Here is a 14,361-nt window from a genome sequence, read left to right on the forward strand (position 1 = left end):
GGAACCGTTTCATTACGGTTCTTTTTTCGCCGGCGAGTATAGCCCCGCCGCAACCCTGCTGGCCGCACTGCAAGAACAATAATGCGAATCGATATCATTTTGTGAGAAAATAGGAGAATTTCCTTGACCCTGTAAGGGGAACGCGTGTCCCGACCTGCCGACAGTGCCGCCAGTCAAGCGCTCGGCGGCATCTACGTCCAGCACAGCCAATGGTGAAACTTCAGCCGTTCACCTGACGCAACTGGCACCGTTCCGCTTTCCAAAACCTGCAACATATTACTCACACAATAGTTCAATGAATGTTGTATCGTAGAATAATGAACGAGATCCAAGCCATCAATGCGCTCTCCGCCTTGGCCCATGCCCAACGGCTGCGAACCTTTCGCGCCCTGGTCGTGGCAGGGCCGGCCGGACTGACGCCGAGCACCCTGGCAGACCAGCTCCAGGTCGCCCGCAATACCCTGTCCTTTCACCTGAAAGAGTTGGCGCACGCTGGCCTGGTGACCGTGGAGCAACAGGGGCGCAACCTGATCTATCGCGCCGACTTCGCCCAGATGAACGGGCTGCTCGGCTATTTGACCGAACACTGCTGCCAGGGCGCCGCCTGTGAAATCTCCGGCGCCGACGCATGCACCGCATGTTGATTTCCCAATGAACTGCGCTCGCGAGACCCCCATGGAAAACAAGGCCTACAACGTTCTGTTCATCTGCACCGGCAATTCGGCTCGATCCATCCTGGCTGAAGGCTTGCTCAACGGACTGGGCAAGGGACGCTTCCGCGCTTACTCGGCCGGCAGCCATCCCAAAGGCGAAGTGCACCCGCAGGCACTGGTTACCTTGGAGCGCTTGGCTTTGCCGACCACGGGATATCGCAGCAAGAACTGGGACGAATTTGCGCGTGCCGATGCCCCGCCGCTCGATTTCATCTTCACCGTCTGCGACAACGCGGCGGGAGAGGTTTGCCCGATCTGGCCGGGCAAGCCGGTATCGGCCCATTGGGGCGTGCCCGACCCCGCCGCGGTGGAAGGGGATGATGAACAGCGCAAGGCCTTCCACGATGCAGCCATCGCGCTCAAACGCCGCATCGAGCTATTCCTGGCGCTGCCGATCCAGAAGCTGGACGGTATGTCTTTGCAGCACGAGCTGCAGAGCATCGGCAAGCGGTAAGGGGCCGGCATGTCTGCGCAGAATCCCGCGCTGGGATGTGCCACACCGGCGCCTTCAATGAGCATTTTCGAGCGCTACCTCACCGTCTGGGTACTGCTGTGCATCGTCATCGGTATCGCAGCAGGCCAGATCGCCCCCGGCATCTTCCAAGCGATCGGACACATGGAGGTCGCCCAGGTCAACCTGCCCGTGGGCCTGCTCATCTGGATCATGGTGATCCCGATGTTGGTCAAGGTGGATTTCGCTGCGTTGGGCCAGGTGCGCCGGCACTGGCGCGGCATCGGCGTCACCCTGTTCGTCAACTGGGCGGTCAAGCCCTTTTCCATGGCCTTCCTGGGCTGGCTGTTCGTGCGGCAGGTATTCGCCCCCTGGCTGCCGCAGGACCAGCTCGACAGCTACATCGCCGGCTTGATCCTGCTGGCCGCCGCGCCCTGCACCGCGATGGTGTTCGTCTGGAGCCGACTCACCGGCGGCGATCCCGTGTTCACGCTTTCGCAAGTAGCGCTGAACGACGCCATCATGGTGTTTGCGTTCGCGCCCATCGTCGGCCTGCTGCTGGGAATCTCGTCCATCACCGTACCCTGGGATACCTTGCTGACTTCGGTCGTGCTCTACATCGTCATCCCCGTGCTCCTGTCGCAGCTCTGGCGGCGCGCGCTGCTCAAGCGGGGCCAAGCCGCCTTCGAGCGCGCCATGGCCCGCATCGGCCCGCTGTCCATCGCGGCCCTGCTACTAACGCTGGTCCTGCTGTTCGCGTTCCAGGGCCAAGCCATCATCCAGCAACCGCTGGTCATCGCCATGCTGGCCGTCCCCATCCTGATCCAGGTCTTCTTCAACTCCAGCCTGGCCTACTGGCTCAACCGGCGTGTCGGCGAGAAACACGACATCGCCTGCCCCTCCGCCCTCATCGGCGCATCAAATTTCTTCGAGCTGGCCGTGGCGGCCGCGATCGCCCTGTTCGGCTTCCAGTCCGGCGCTGCATTGGCGACCGTGGCAGGCGTGCTGATCGAAGTTCCCGTCATGCTGCTGGTGGTGCGCGTCGTCAACCGGTCCCGTAACTGGTACGAGCGTGCCTAACATCCCACCTGGACCACTCCCATGAGCAACGTCACCATCTATCACAACCCGGCTTGCGGCACGTCGCGCAACACGCTCGCCATGATCCGCAACAGCGGCGAAGAACCCATCGTTATCGAATACCTGAACGAACCGCCGTCGCGCGAAACGCTCTCTCGGCTGATTGCCGACGCGGAACTGACAGTCCGGGAGGCGTTGCGCGTCAAGGGCACACCCTACGACGAGCTGGGCCTGGACGACCCAAAGTGGACCGACGAACAGTTGCTCGACTTCATCGGTAAGCATCCGATCCTGATGAACCGGCCTTTCGTGGTGACGCCGCTCGGCACCCGCCTGTGCCGGCCGTCCGAAGCAGTGCTGGACATCCTGCCTCGTCCACAGCAAGGGGCGTACACGAAGGAAGACGGCCAGGTCGTCGTGGATGCGGAGGGCCGTCGTGTCTGAACGTTGGCCAGACTTGCCGAATATTGACGAAACGCTTTTCACTCGTCCGGAGCTGGGCCAGTTTCAGTTCCCCTGGTCGCGGTCTGGGCAACCGCCCAGATTCCTGGTGCTATATGGCTCCGTTCGTCAACGGTCATACAGCCGGCTTCTGGCTCAAGAAGCCCGCCGGCTCTTCCAGGCCATGGGCGGAGAGACCCGGATTTTCAACCCTGTCGGACTTCCCCTTCCGGACAGCGTACCGGACTCCGACGCCAAGGTCCAAGAGCTGCGCGATCTCGTCCAATGGGCCGACGGCATGGTCTGGGTCTCGCCGGAGCGCCATGGCGCGATGACCGGCATCATGAAGGCCCAAATCGATTGGATCCCTCTATCCCTCGGCGCCGTCCGTCCTACACAGGGCAAAACGCTGGCGGTCATGGAGGTATCGGGCGGCTCGCAATCGTTCAATGCCGTCAACCAGATGCGGCTCCTGGGGCGCTGGATGCGGATGCTCACGATTCCCAACCAGTCTTCGGTGCCCAAGGCCTTCCTGGAGTTCGACGAGGCAGGACGCATGAAGCCGTCGAGCTACTACGACCGCGTGGTGGATGTCATAGAGGAACTGATGAAGTTCACGCTGCTCACACGCGGTGTTCGGGACTACCTGGTGGATCGATACAGCGAACGGAAAGAGAGTGCGGAGGAACTATCGAAGCGCGTGAATCAGCGATCGATCTGACGAACCAAGCATCACCGGGCTTCTCATTCAGGCGCAACACTTTGGCTCACGCCAGGCGACGGCGGGCAAAGAAAAAGCCGCTTTCCCTGGGGAGAAGCGGCTTTTTGGGCAACGGGTGCTAACCGTTGCGGTGTCCTTGGCGGACAGGGTGGGATTCGAACCCACGATACGCTTTCACATATACACGCGTTCCAGGCGTGCGCCTTCAACCACTCGGCCACCTGTCCTTGCTACCCAAGAGGCTGGGCAGAAGAGCCCGCAATAATACCAGATTGCGGGCCATGCAGCCAAGCCCCGCCATAAGGCCGAGCAAAAGCGTCCAGCATGGCACATTGCAATGCACAAAACCGTGCCACGCGGCAAGACGGGAACCAGAATGGGGAGTGAGCCGGGCACCAGATCGAACGATTTGGCGAGAATGGAGGAGACCGCTGCGCCTTGCCGTTATTGCCACGGCGGCCGACGCTCTAGGTCGTCGGCCGCGCGGGCGTTTTGCTTTTCTAAAGACTGCAGGGGTTTTGTCTCCTCCACTGCATAACGATATTCTGCGCCCGCAATTGGACTGTGACACTAGGGATTGACCCCTATTATGGTGCGGTGCGCACCACAGCTTTGGATACAAATGCACCAAATCCGTGCATTCTACGTCAATCAGAGCGCCTTGCCCAGCTGCTCCAGGATGGCCGGGTTCTCCAGCGTGGAAACGTCCTGCGTGACCGATTCGCCCTGGGCGACCACGCGCAGCAGGCGGCGCATGATCTTGCCGGAGCGGGTCTTGGGCAGGTTGTCGCCGAACCGGATTTCCTTGGGCTTGGCGATGGGGCCGATTTCTTTGGCGACCCAGTTGCGCAGCTCCTTGGCGATCTCGGCGGCCTCGGCGTCGTCCGGCCGGGAACGCTTCAGCACCACGAAGGCGACCACGGCCTCGCCGGTCAGGTCGTCCGGGCGCCCCACCACGGCGGCCTCGGCCACCATGGGATGGGCCACCAGCGCCGACTCGACCTCCATGGTTCCCAGGCGGTGGCCCGAGACGTTCAGGACGTCGTCGATGCGGCCCATGATCCAGAAATAACCGTCGGTGTCGCGGTTGGCGCCGTCGCCGGCCAGGTAGTAGGTGCCGCCCAGTTCCTCGGGGTAGTAGCTCTTCTTGAAGCGCTCGGGATCGCCCCAGATGGTGCGGATCATGGCCGGCCACGGACGCTTGACCACCAGGAAGCCGCCCTTGCCGAGCTCGACGTCCTCGCCGGTCTCGTCCACGATGGCGGCCATGATGCCCGGCAGCGGCAGGGTGCAGGATCCGGGCTTCAGGCCGGTGGCTCCCGGCAGAGGCGTGATCATGTGGCCGCCCGTCTCGGTCTGCCACCAGGTGTCGACCACCGGGCAGCGCTCGCCGCCGACATTGTTGTAGTACCACATCCAGGCTTCCGGATTGATGGGCTCGCCCACCGATCCGATGACGCGCAGGCTGGACAGGTCGTACTTCTTCGGGTGGTGGTCGGGGCTGGCCTCGGCCGCCTTGATCAGCGAGCGGATGGCGGTGGGCGCGGTATAGAAGATGGAGCAGCGGTGTTTCTGGATGGTCTCCCAGAAGCGGCCGGCGTTCGGATAGGTGGGCACGCCCTCGAACACGATCTGGGTAGCCCCCACGGCCAGCGGGCCGTAGGCGATGTAGGTATGGCCGGTGACCCAGCCTACGTCGGCCGTGCACCAGTAGACGTCGGACGGCTTGAGGTCGAAGGTCCACTTCATGGTCAGCGCGGCCCACAACAGGTAGCCCGCCGACGAATGCTGGACGCCCTTGGGTTTGCCGGTGGAACCCGAGGTGTAGAGCACGAACAGCGGGTGTTCGGCCTCGACCTGGACCGGCTCGCACTGGTCGGACTGGCCCTTCTCCACGTCGTGCATCCACAGGTCGCGGCCTTCGGTCCAGGCCACCTTGCCGCCGGTGCGGCGATAGACGACGACGTTCTTGACCGCCTCGCAGCCGCCCATGGCGAAGGCTTCTTCCACCGCGGGCTTGAGCGGGATGGTCTTGCCGCCGCGGACCTGCTCGTCGGCGGTGATGACCAGCGTCGCGCCCACGTCGACGATGCGCTCCTGCAGGCTCTTGGCCGAGAAGCCGCCGAACACCACGGAGTGGGTGATGCCCAGGCGGGCGCATGCCTGCATGGCGACCACGGCCTCGATGGACATGGGCATGTAGATGATGGAGCGGTCGCCCTTCTTGTAGCCCAGGGCCTTGATGCCGTTGGCGAAGCGCCCCACGCGGGCATGCAGTTCGCGGTAGGTGACCTTGGTGACGGCGCCGTCATCGCTCTCGAAGATGATGGCGACCTTGTCGGCGTTGCCGTTGGCCAGGTTGACGTCCAGGCAGTTGTACGAGACGTTCAGCTCGCCGTCGTCGAACCACTTGTAGAAAGGGGCATTGCTCTCGTCCAGCGTCCGCGTGAACGGCTTGCTCCATTGCAGGGTTTCACGCGCCAGCCGCGCCCAGAACCCCTCGAAGTCGCGCTCGGCCTCGTCGCACAGGGCCTGGTAGGCGGCCATGCCGGGAACGTTCGCCTGCTTGACGAACTCCGCCGAGGGTTGGAAAACACGCGTCTCGGTCAGCACTGAATCGATGGTAGACATCGCCTTGCGTCCTTTGATGGAAGTGATAGGGAGCGGATACCCATAGGTTACCGAAAGCCGGTGGTCCGTACGCGCTGCACTGCAACAAACCCACCCAGGGCACAGCGGATCCGGCTCCGCCGGTCCGCCAGTGCCGCCCCCTTGAGGGGGCGCGCGAAGCGCGTAGGGGGTGGTCCTTCCTCTTGGCATACAATTCCCGCCAAACCGTTATTCTGCGCGCCCCAGCCTACCTGGAAAACATGTCTTCCCCTCTCATGCCACCGGGGCTTTCCCGGACGGAACCCCTGCGCCCGCTGCCCAAGCTCATCTTCATGAGCCGGTGGCTCCAGTTGCCGCTCTACCTTGGTCTGATCGTCGCCCAGGGGGTGTACGTCTACCATTTCTGGGTCGAGCTGGTGCACCTGATCGAAGCGGCCTTCGGCAACAAGGAGGCCATTGCCATGCTGGCCGAGGCCGTGATGCCGGTCGTGCCCGGCGCCGCGCCCGCCGCACCGCCCACCAAGCTGACCGAGACCACCATCATGCTAGTGGTGCTGGGGCTGATCGACGTGGTGATGATTTCCAACCTGCTCATCATGGTCATCGTGGGCGGCTACGAAACCTTCGTCTCGCGGCTGCACCTGGAAGGCCATCCCGACCAGCCGGAATGGCTGTCCCACGTCAACGCCTCGGTCCTGAAGGTGAAGCTGGGCACCGCCATCATCGGCATCTCGTCCATCCACCTGCTGAAGACCTTCATCAACGCCGCGCACTACGACGCCAAGACCATCCTGGCGCAGGCCGGCATCCACCTGGCCTTCCTGCTGTCCGCAATGGCGATCGCCTATTGCGACCGCCTCATGGCTCCCATGCTCAAGCAGGACGCCCACGGACACTGACAGCACGACCACAACCTCCTGGCGCGGCGGCATGCCAGCGCCCCACCCTTCTCTTTTCGGAGCGCCCATGACTACCGTCATCAAGGAAGAAGACCTGATCCAGTCGATCGCCGACGCGATCCAGTTCATCAGCTACTACCACCCGGTCGACTACATCCGCCACCTGGCCCGCGCCTACGAGCGCGAGCAGAACCCGGCGGCCAAGGACGCGATCGCCCAGATCCTGACCAACTCGCGCATGTGCGCCGAGGGCAAGCGCCCCATCTGCCAGGACACGGGCATCGTCAACGTGTTCATGAAGATCGGCATGGACGTGCGCTTCGACACCCGGCGCACTCTGCAGGAACTGTGCGACGAGGGCGTGCGCCGCGGCTACCTGAACCCGGACAACAAGCTGCGCGCCTCGGTGCTGGCCGATCCGCAGTTCGAGCGCAAGAACACCCGCGACAACACGCCCTGTGTGCTGAGCGTGGAGCTGGTTCCCGGCAATACCGTGGACGTGCAGGTCGCGGCCAAGGGCGGCGGCTCCGAGAACAAGACCAAGTTCGTCATGCTCAACCCCAGCGACTCGCTGGTGGACTGGGTGCTCAAGACCGTGCCCCTGATGGGCGCCGGCTGGTGCCCGCCCGGCATGCTGGGCATCGGCATCGGCGGCACGGCCGAGAAGGCCATGCTGATGGCCAAGCAGTCGTTGATGGAAGACATCGACATGTACGAACTGCTCGAGCGCGGCCCCAGCAACAAGCTGGAAGAACTGCGCATCGAGCTGTACGAGAAGGTCAACGCGCTGGGCATCGGCGCCCAGGGCCTGGGGGGCCTGACGACCGTGCTGGACGTCAAGATCAGCATGTTCCCGACCCACGCCGCTTCCAAGCCGGTGGCCATGATCCCCAACTGCGCCGCCACCCGCCATGCGCACTTCGTGCTGGACGGTTCGGGCGCGGCCATCCTGACGCCGCCGTCGCTGGACGAGTGGCCCGACGTGCACTGGGCGCCGGACTACAACAAGTCCACGCGCGTCAACCTGGACACGCTGACCAAGGAAGAAGTCGCCTCGTGGCAGCCGGGCCAGACCCTGCTGCTGTCGGGCAAGATGCTGACCGGCCGCGACGCCGCGCACAAGCGCATCCAGGACATGCTGGCCCGCGGTGAAAAACTGCCGGTGGACTTCACCAACCGCGTCATCTACTACGTCGGCCCGGTCGATCCGGTGCGCGACGAGGTCGTCGGACCGGCCGGCCCCACCACCGCCACGCGCATGGACAAGTTCACCGACATGATGCTGGAGCAGACCGGCCTGATCTCGATGATCGGCAAGGCCGAGCGCGGCCCCGTCGCCATCGAGTCCATCCGCAAGCACAAGTCGGCCTACCTGATGGCGGTCGGCGGCTCGGCCTACCTGGTGTCCAAGGCGATCCGCGGCGCCAAGGTCGTGGGCTTCGAGGACCTGGGCATGGAAGCCATCTATGAGTTCGACGTGCAGGACATGCCCGTGACCGTGGCCGTGGATGCCAACGGCACGTCGGTGCATGAAACCGGGCCGAAGACGTGGAAGGTCAAGATCGCTGAGATGGCTTGACCCCCCCTACGCGCTTACGCGCGCCCCCCAGGGGGCGGCACTGGCGGACCGGCAAAGCCGGATCCGCTGTGCCCTGGCAACTGCGGAGGCAACGGCGAGGCGGATGGAATTGTCCGACCCTATGCCCGCAGGATCGAGATGTTGCCTATGATCGCTCCTCGTTCTACGATCGAGAGCCGGCATCGTGCATGTTGAACTTTTTACCTCGCTGACAGCTGTGGGCGTATCGGAAGAGCGCGCCAAGGCCGTCGTGCTTGCCATGGACTCCGCTATGGATGCGAAAATCGACTATGGGCAGGAAGGCATGCGGCGGGACATCGAGAGCCTGCATCGGGATATACAGGCTCTTGATCACAAGATAGATCTCGGCTTGAACGCCCTGCGGGGCGAGATGAAATCCATGGAGCAGCGCACGGATGCCTCGCTGGCCGGACTGCGCGGCGAAATGCGCGCCATGGAAAGCCGGCTCGACACCAAGATCGATTCGGTCGGGCGTGAAATCGGTTACGTCAAGTGGTATGCCGCCTCGGCGGTGCCGGCGACCGCGCTGGTGCTCGGTCTGCTCAACTACCTGAAGGCGTAAGCCCTTCGGCCTCGTGGCCCCGCTTGACGCCGCGGGCCATGTCGACGTGCCGCAGCACCGCCAATCCGATCACGAAGAACAGTCCGGTGGACAGGATGCCCAGGCGGTGGTTGCCCTGGGTGGCCCAGGTCACGAGGCCGTAGGTCAGCGGGCCGATGATGGACGCGAGCCGGGTGGCGAAGGTCCACAGGGCGAAGAATTCGGCCAGGCGGGAAGCCGGTGCCAGGGCGCCGGTCATCGCCCGCCCGGCGCTCTGGCTGGATCCCATGCACAGTCCGGCGATGGTGGCGGCTGCCCAGAAGCCGCCCTGGCTGGTGGCGAAGAAGGCGATCAGCACCATCGCGATCCAGCCCAGCAGCGTGGCGGCCAGGGCCCGTTGGTGGCCGATGCGGTCCTCGACGAAGCCGAAGGCGAAGGCCCCGGCGGCGGCCGCGATGTTGACCAGGAACACCAGGGTCATGATCTGCGTCTGGCCGAACTTCATGACCTGCTCGGCATAGACGGCGGCCAGCGTGATGACGACGGCGATGCCGGCCTGGTAGAAGACGCCGCAGATCAGCAGCCGGCGGAAATCGGGGAAGGCACGCGAGTCGCGCCACGAAGCCGCGAGCTGGCGCATGACCGGCATGAAGCCTGGCCGCCCGCCAGCCGCGCGCGCGGGCCGGGCGCGTTCGCGCAGGAACAGGAAGACCGGCACGGCGGCGGCGGCGAAGACCGCGGCGGTGACCAGCATGGTCCAGGGTACGAAGTCGGTGGCGGGCCGGCCCGCCGCCTGCGCCGCGATCACGACCGCCAGCGACAGTCCCAGGGTCAGCATGCCGCCCACGTAGCCGAAGCTCCACCCCCAGCCTGAAACGCGGCCCAGGTACTGGGGCCGGGCGAGCTCGGGCAGGAAGGCGGCGATGACCGATTCGCCCACGCTGTAGCAGACGTTGGAGATGATGATCGCGGGTACCGCGATCCAGAAGCCGCCCGGCCCGGCAAGCGCCAGGGCCGCCGTGGCCGCCACGCAGCCCACGGTGCTGGCCGCCAGCAGCCGCTTCTTGGCGGCCTGGGCATCGGCCCAGGCGCCCAGGCCGGGCATGGCCAGCATCACGATCAAATAGGACAGCGACAGGGTCGCCGTCCACGCCAGCGTGGCCCAGTGGGCATTGCCCGCCACCACGCCGACGAAATAGGCATTGAAGACGGCCGTCAGGACGACCGTCGTGTAGCCGGAGTTGGCGAAGTCATAAAGCGCCCAGGCGAAGACCTCGCGCCGGCGGACGCCCGGGTTCAGGGCGCCGCGCATGGACGGCCCGGACATGGCGGCCAACCCGGCTGGCGGACTCAGATTCCGAGCGCCGCGATGCCCGCGCGGGCGATCTGCGCATCTTCGTTGGACTTCACGCCGGACACGCCCACCGCGGCGATGGTCTCGCCTTCCACCACGACCGGCACGCCGCCTTCCAGCATGCCATGGATGGTGGGCACGGACAGGAACGAGGTGCGGCCATTGTTGACGACGTCTTCGTAGACCTTGGATTCACGGCGGCCCAGCGCGGCCGTATGGGCCTTGGAGGGGGCGATGTGGGCCGAGATCGCGGGAGCGCCGTCCAGCCGCAGCAGGCCCAGCAGGTGGCCGCCGTCGTCGACCACGGCGATGGAAACGGCCCACTTGTTGGCGAGCGCCTCGGCTTCGGCGGCGGCCAGGATTTTCTTGACGTCGTCGGCGGTCAGGACGTGCTTGGTCTTCATGGAGCGGAATCCTCGTTGGGGAAAAACGGGGATTGTAGGGCGTCCCCATGCCGGATTTATAGCTTTGCACGCACAAGTGCATTGACCTGGGCGCCGCCAAAGAGGTATCTTAGCGCCACTTTTGTATCATCTTGTGCCCAGCGTCCCCCTATACGAATGAAAAAGGCCCGCATTCCCCTTCGCCTCCCTGCATCCCGGCCACGATTCCCGGCCGGCGGGGCGAAGGTCCGGAAAGCGGGTGGGAAGCTGGCCATGCTGGTCGGGTCCGCGATACTGGCCGGCTGCGCCACGCAATCGCCGCCCTCCCCGCAGAACGGTCCCTCGGCCGCTGCCGATACGCCCGCCAAGCGCGTGGCGCGGTACAGTCTGCCCAGCCACCCCGTTCCGTCGTGGAAAGACAGCATCTCCCCCGTGCCGTCCCGCACCGAACCGCTGGATCCGGAAAAGATCCTGTCGGGCCAATGGCAGGACGACAAGTCCGACGCCACCGTGGGCGGCCAGGCCGAACTGGCGGCCTACGCCCTGAATTACCTGGGGGTGCGTTACCGCCTGGGCGGCTCGTCGCCCGAGGCCGGCTTCGATTGCAGCGGGCTGGTAGCCTACGTCAGCCGTGAAGTCCTGGGCCTGCAACTGCCGCGCCGGGCCGAGGAAATCAGCCGGGTGGGCGACCCCATCGACATCGACGACCTGCAACCCGGCGATCTGGTGTTCTACAACACCCTGCGCCGGAAATTCTCGCACGTGGGCATCTACCTGGGCGACGGCCGCTTCGTGCACTCCCCCTCGTCGGGAGGGGTCGTGCGGGTCGAAAGCATGGACATGGCCTACTGGAAGAAGCGCTTCAACGGCGCCCGCCGCCTGGCTTCCTCGGAATCAGCTTCACGCTGACTTCTTCCTGCGCGAGGCGGGCGCACGGCGCGCCCGCCTCGGCGCCGCACAATCCACAGTTCTCGAGCGCCTGCTGCATCGAACACACCGATCGCCGGCACGCCACCACCTGTATGCCCGCGCGCTGGGCGGCCTGGCGGAAGGCCTTCATCACGTTGTGCCCGAGGAAATCGGTCAGCAGGATCAGCAACTCCGTGCCCGACGGCAGTTGCAGCGTCTTCTTCTGATGCGCCGGATCCCGCCCGCTGATATGGTGGGTGATGGCGATGTTGTGCCCCTTGAGCAGGTCCGGGATGTTGCCTAGCCGGTCTGCCCCGACCACGACTGCGCTGACTGCCATGACGATCTCCGTGATGTCGATTGCTTTCGCCAAATGATAATCATTCTCGTTATAGAGTCAACAAGAATGATATGAATTCTCATTTGATTAAACTGATCGACATCGCTCCGGAGATAGGAAAAGCCTGTCAGCCCTGGTCCGATGGCTTGATCGCATTCTGGACGACTTCCCGCGTCAGGCTGGGCGCCAGCAGTTCGACGAAGGTGTAGACGTAGTCCCGCAGAAAGGTGCCGGACTTCACGCCTATCCGGCTGGTGTGCATGCCGAACAGGCGCCCCACCGGCAGCCCGACCAGTCCGGTGTCGCGTCGGGGGTCGTAGGCGACCCCGGCGATGATCCCTATCCCCAGTCCCAGTTCCACGTAGGTCTTGATGACGTCGGCATCGATGGCCTCGAGCACGAAGTCCGGGTGGACATCCTGCGAGCTGAAGGCCTGGTCGATCGCGCTGCGGCCGGCGAAGGCGCGGTCATAGGTGATGACGGGATATTGCGCGAGCTGCTCCAGCGTCAGTTTCTTGGCCTGGGACGACGTCAGCTGGGCCAGGGGATGGTCCGGCGTGACCACCACCACATGCTCCCAGGTATAGCAGGGCAGCGTCACCATGCCGGGAGTCAAGGCCAGCGCCTCGGTGGCGACCGCCAGGTCGGCCTGCTCGTTCAGCACCATGTCGGCCAACTGGCCCGGACTGCCCTGGATCAGCGACAGATGGACCTTGGGAAACAGCTTGCGGAAGGCGGGAATCACCTGCGGCAAGGCGTAGCGGGCCTGGGTGTGGGTGCAGGCGATGGTCAGGCCGCCTTCGTCGCGCCGGGCATATTCGTCGCTGACCTTCTTGAGGTTGTCGACCTCGCGCATGATGCGGTCGACGATCTGCGAGACGGCCAGGCCGGGCTTGGTCAGGCCCTTGATGCGCTTGCCATGGCGTTCGAAGATCTTCACGCCGAGTTCGTCTTCCAGTTCGATGATGGCCTTGGACACCCCTGGCTGGGACGTGTAGAGCATCCTCGCGGCTTCCGTCAGGTTGAAGTCGCGGCGCACGGTTTCCCGGACGAATTTGAATTGCTGCAGGTTCATGGTGCGATTCACTATGGATCTGCCATCCAACCCGGACGGATGGGCCGTGGCAACCCATAGATCATAATGTAATATACAACATGCTATTTATTATATTTAGTAATTAGCATAGTCGGATTTCGCAGCATGGAAGCCACGGAACCTGCGCAGCCCCCGCGGCTAGGCCCCTTTCGGCGCCTTCACCCTGAGGCGGAAATACATCAGGGCCGCCGTCAGCGCGGCGACCGCCCCGTGCAACCCGACCAGGGCGACGAAGAAGTCCACCCGGCCGTTGTTCACCCAGGCCTTGGCCAGGTTGACCATGTTCAGGTAGAACAGGGCCACCAGCAGCGCGATCACGATGTCGCCGGAGCGGCCCAGCCGCGGATTCACCGCGCCCAGCGGAATGGCCAGCAGCGCCAGGTTGATGGCCAGCAGCGGCATGCTGACGCGCCAGAGCAATTCGCCGGCGGCGCCCTGCCCGCCTTCGCGCAGCAACTGCATGGTCGAGCGCGCCTTGGTGGACAGGTCATCGGCGGAAGGCGGGCCCTTGCTCTCCATCCGCACGCCGTATTTCTCGAAACTCATCAGGCGGAACTGCGGCGTGCCGGGTACGAATTCGTAGCGATGGCCGGATTCCAGCACCATGAAGCGGTCGCCGTTGGGCTGGTCCTCGAGCATGCCCCCGCCCGAGACCAGCACGTTGAGCCGGCCGTTCTCTATCCAGCGCGCGAACACGTTGCTGACCCGGTCCACGGCGTCGTTGGCGGACTCCACGTAGAACACCCGGTCGATCCCGCTGGACTCCAGGAACTGGCCCGGGGTGACCTTGGAGACGTCGGAACGCTGCTCGTAGCGCTGGCGGTACTCGGCGATCTGTTTCTGGGCCCAGGGCGAGGCGGCCAGGGTCAAGGTGGCGATCAATACCGCCGACGGAATGGCGAAGCGCAGGATGGGCCTGAACCAGTCGGCCAGGCTCAGGCCGCTGGAGAACCAGACCACCATCTCGGATTCGCGGTAATTGCGGGTGACCGTGGTCAGCACGGCGATGAACACCGAGACCGCGATGATGGTGGGCAGGGCGTTGATGGATGAGAACGCGGCGATGCCCGTGACCACGTCGGCGCCGATGCGGCCGGCCGCCGCCTCGCCCAGCAGGCGCACCAGCAGCACGCTGATCCATACGACCACGAGCGTGGAGAATACGACGCTGGCATGGCTGGTCAGTTCGTCTTTGACGGAGCGCTGGAACAGGAACACGGTAC

15 protein-coding genes and 1 tRNA gene are annotated in these 14,361 nt (G+C 64.5%); 9 read left to right on the forward strand and 7 right to left on the reverse strand.

Translation table 11 applies throughout. The features are described 5' to 3' along the window. Positions 1-299 precede the first annotated feature (299 nt). Genes CDO46_RS18215 through arsH form a run of 5 tightly spaced genes read left to right on the forward strand, consistent with a single transcriptional unit; the run spans position 300 to position 3,406 of the window. The gene (locus CDO46_RS18215; protein WP_176400786.1) at positions 300-644 is read left to right on the forward strand and encodes a helix-turn-helix transcriptional regulator; all 345 of its coding nucleotides are present in this window, start codon (positions 300-302) and stop codon (positions 642-644) included. Between the two features lie 31 nt (positions 645-675). Further along, on the forward strand, positions 676-1,167 hold the full coding sequence (locus CDO46_RS18220; RefSeq protein WP_087839903.1) for an arsenate reductase ArsC: 492 nt from the start codon (positions 676-678) through the stop codon (positions 1,165-1,167). Positions 1,168-1,176: 9 nt separating this feature from the next. Further along, positions 1,177-2,244 (forward strand): ACR3 family arsenite efflux transporter, encoded by a 1,068-nt coding sequence (gene arsB / locus CDO46_RS18225; protein WP_087839904.1) that lies wholly within the window; start codon positions 1,177-1,179, stop codon positions 2,242-2,244. Between the two features lie 21 nt (positions 2,245-2,265). Next, positions 2,266-2,688, forward strand: a complete 423-nt coding sequence (gene arsC / locus CDO46_RS18230; protein WP_087839905.1) for an arsenate reductase (glutaredoxin) — start codon at positions 2,266-2,268, stop codon at positions 2,686-2,688. After that, positions 2,666-3,406: an arsenical resistance protein ArsH gene (gene arsH / locus CDO46_RS18235; RefSeq protein ID WP_140416875.1), complete on the forward strand. Its 741-nt coding sequence runs from the start codon at positions 2,666-2,668 to the stop codon at positions 3,404-3,406. The genes arsC and arsH overlap by 23 nt, the downstream gene beginning before the upstream one ends. 137 nt (positions 3,407-3,543) lie before the next feature. Here arsH and CDO46_RS18240 read toward each other — a convergent pair. After that, positions 3,544-3,633: transfer RNA gene (locus CDO46_RS18240), tRNA-Ser, on the reverse strand. Between the two features lie 424 nt (positions 3,634-4,057). Beyond that, positions 4,058-6,037, reverse strand: coding sequence for an acetate--CoA ligase (acs, locus tag CDO46_RS18245; RefSeq protein WP_087839906.1), 1,980 nt, complete (start codon positions 6,035-6,037; stop codon positions 4,058-4,060). Positions 6,038-6,276: 239 nt separating this feature from the next. Here acs and CDO46_RS18250 point away from each other — a divergent pair, with 239 nt between their 5' ends. The 3 genes from CDO46_RS18250 (at position 6,277) to CDO46_RS18260 (ending at position 9,077) form a co-directional block, all read left to right on the forward strand. After that, entirely contained in the window at positions 6,277-6,915 is a 639-nt protein-coding gene (locus tag CDO46_RS18250) for a YqhA family protein (protein ID WP_242621400.1), read from the forward strand. Between the two features lie 67 nt (positions 6,916-6,982). After that, positions 6,983-8,494, forward strand: coding sequence for a fumarate hydratase (locus tag CDO46_RS18255; protein WP_087839908.1), 1,512 nt, complete (start codon positions 6,983-6,985; stop codon positions 8,492-8,494). Between the two features lie 184 nt (positions 8,495-8,678). Further along, positions 8,679-9,077, forward strand: coding sequence for a hypothetical protein (locus tag CDO46_RS18260; RefSeq protein ID WP_132979234.1), 399 nt, complete (start codon positions 8,679-8,681; stop codon positions 9,075-9,077). Here the strand turns inward: CDO46_RS18260 and CDO46_RS18265 are convergent. Together CDO46_RS18265 and CDO46_RS18270 are read right to left on the reverse strand one after the other, a co-directional pair. Beyond that, complete coding sequence (locus CDO46_RS18265; RefSeq protein ID WP_243724413.1) at positions 9,058-10,383, reverse strand: MFS transporter; 1,326 nt, start codon at positions 10,381-10,383, stop codon at positions 9,058-9,060. The genes CDO46_RS18260 and CDO46_RS18265 overlap by 20 nt on opposite strands. A 23-nt stretch (positions 10,384-10,406) precedes the next feature. Then, positions 10,407-10,814 (reverse strand): heme-binding protein, encoded by a 408-nt coding sequence (locus CDO46_RS18270; RefSeq protein ID WP_087839910.1) that lies wholly within the window; start codon positions 10,812-10,814, stop codon positions 10,407-10,409. 252 nt (positions 10,815-11,066) lie between these two features. Between CDO46_RS18270 and CDO46_RS18275 the strand changes: the two genes are divergently transcribed. After that, a complete protein-coding gene (locus CDO46_RS18275; RefSeq protein ID WP_087839911.1) occupies positions 11,067-11,702 on the forward strand; it encodes a C40 family peptidase in 636 nt (211 codons plus the stop codon). Here the strand turns inward: CDO46_RS18275 and CDO46_RS18280 are convergent. The 3 genes from CDO46_RS18280 to lptF all read right to left on the reverse strand — a co-directional run bounded on the left by CDO46_RS18280 (position 11,656) and on the right by lptF (position 14,356). Next, positions 11,656-12,048, reverse strand: a complete 393-nt coding sequence (locus CDO46_RS18280) for a DUF2325 domain-containing protein (protein WP_087839996.1) — start codon at positions 12,046-12,048, stop codon at positions 11,656-11,658. The two genes, CDO46_RS18275 and CDO46_RS18280, sit on opposite strands and share 47 nt — an antisense overlap. A 121-nt stretch (positions 12,049-12,169) precedes the next feature. Further along, on the reverse strand, positions 12,170-13,117 hold the full coding sequence (locus tag CDO46_RS18285; protein WP_087839912.1) for a CysB family HTH-type transcriptional regulator: 948 nt from the start codon (positions 13,115-13,117) through the stop codon (positions 12,170-12,172). A 159-nt stretch (positions 13,118-13,276) separates the two neighbouring features. Next, complete coding sequence (gene lptF, locus CDO46_RS18290) at positions 13,277-14,356, reverse strand: LPS export ABC transporter permease LptF (protein ID WP_087839913.1); 1,080 nt, start codon at positions 14,354-14,356, stop codon at positions 13,277-13,279. Positions 14,357-14,361: the final 5 nt, after the last annotated feature.

The organism is Pigmentiphaga sp. NML030171 (genome assembly GCF_002188635.1).
Classification (GTDB): domain Bacteria; phylum Pseudomonadota; class Gammaproteobacteria; order Burkholderiales; family Burkholderiaceae_B; genus Pigmentiphaga; species Pigmentiphaga daeguensis.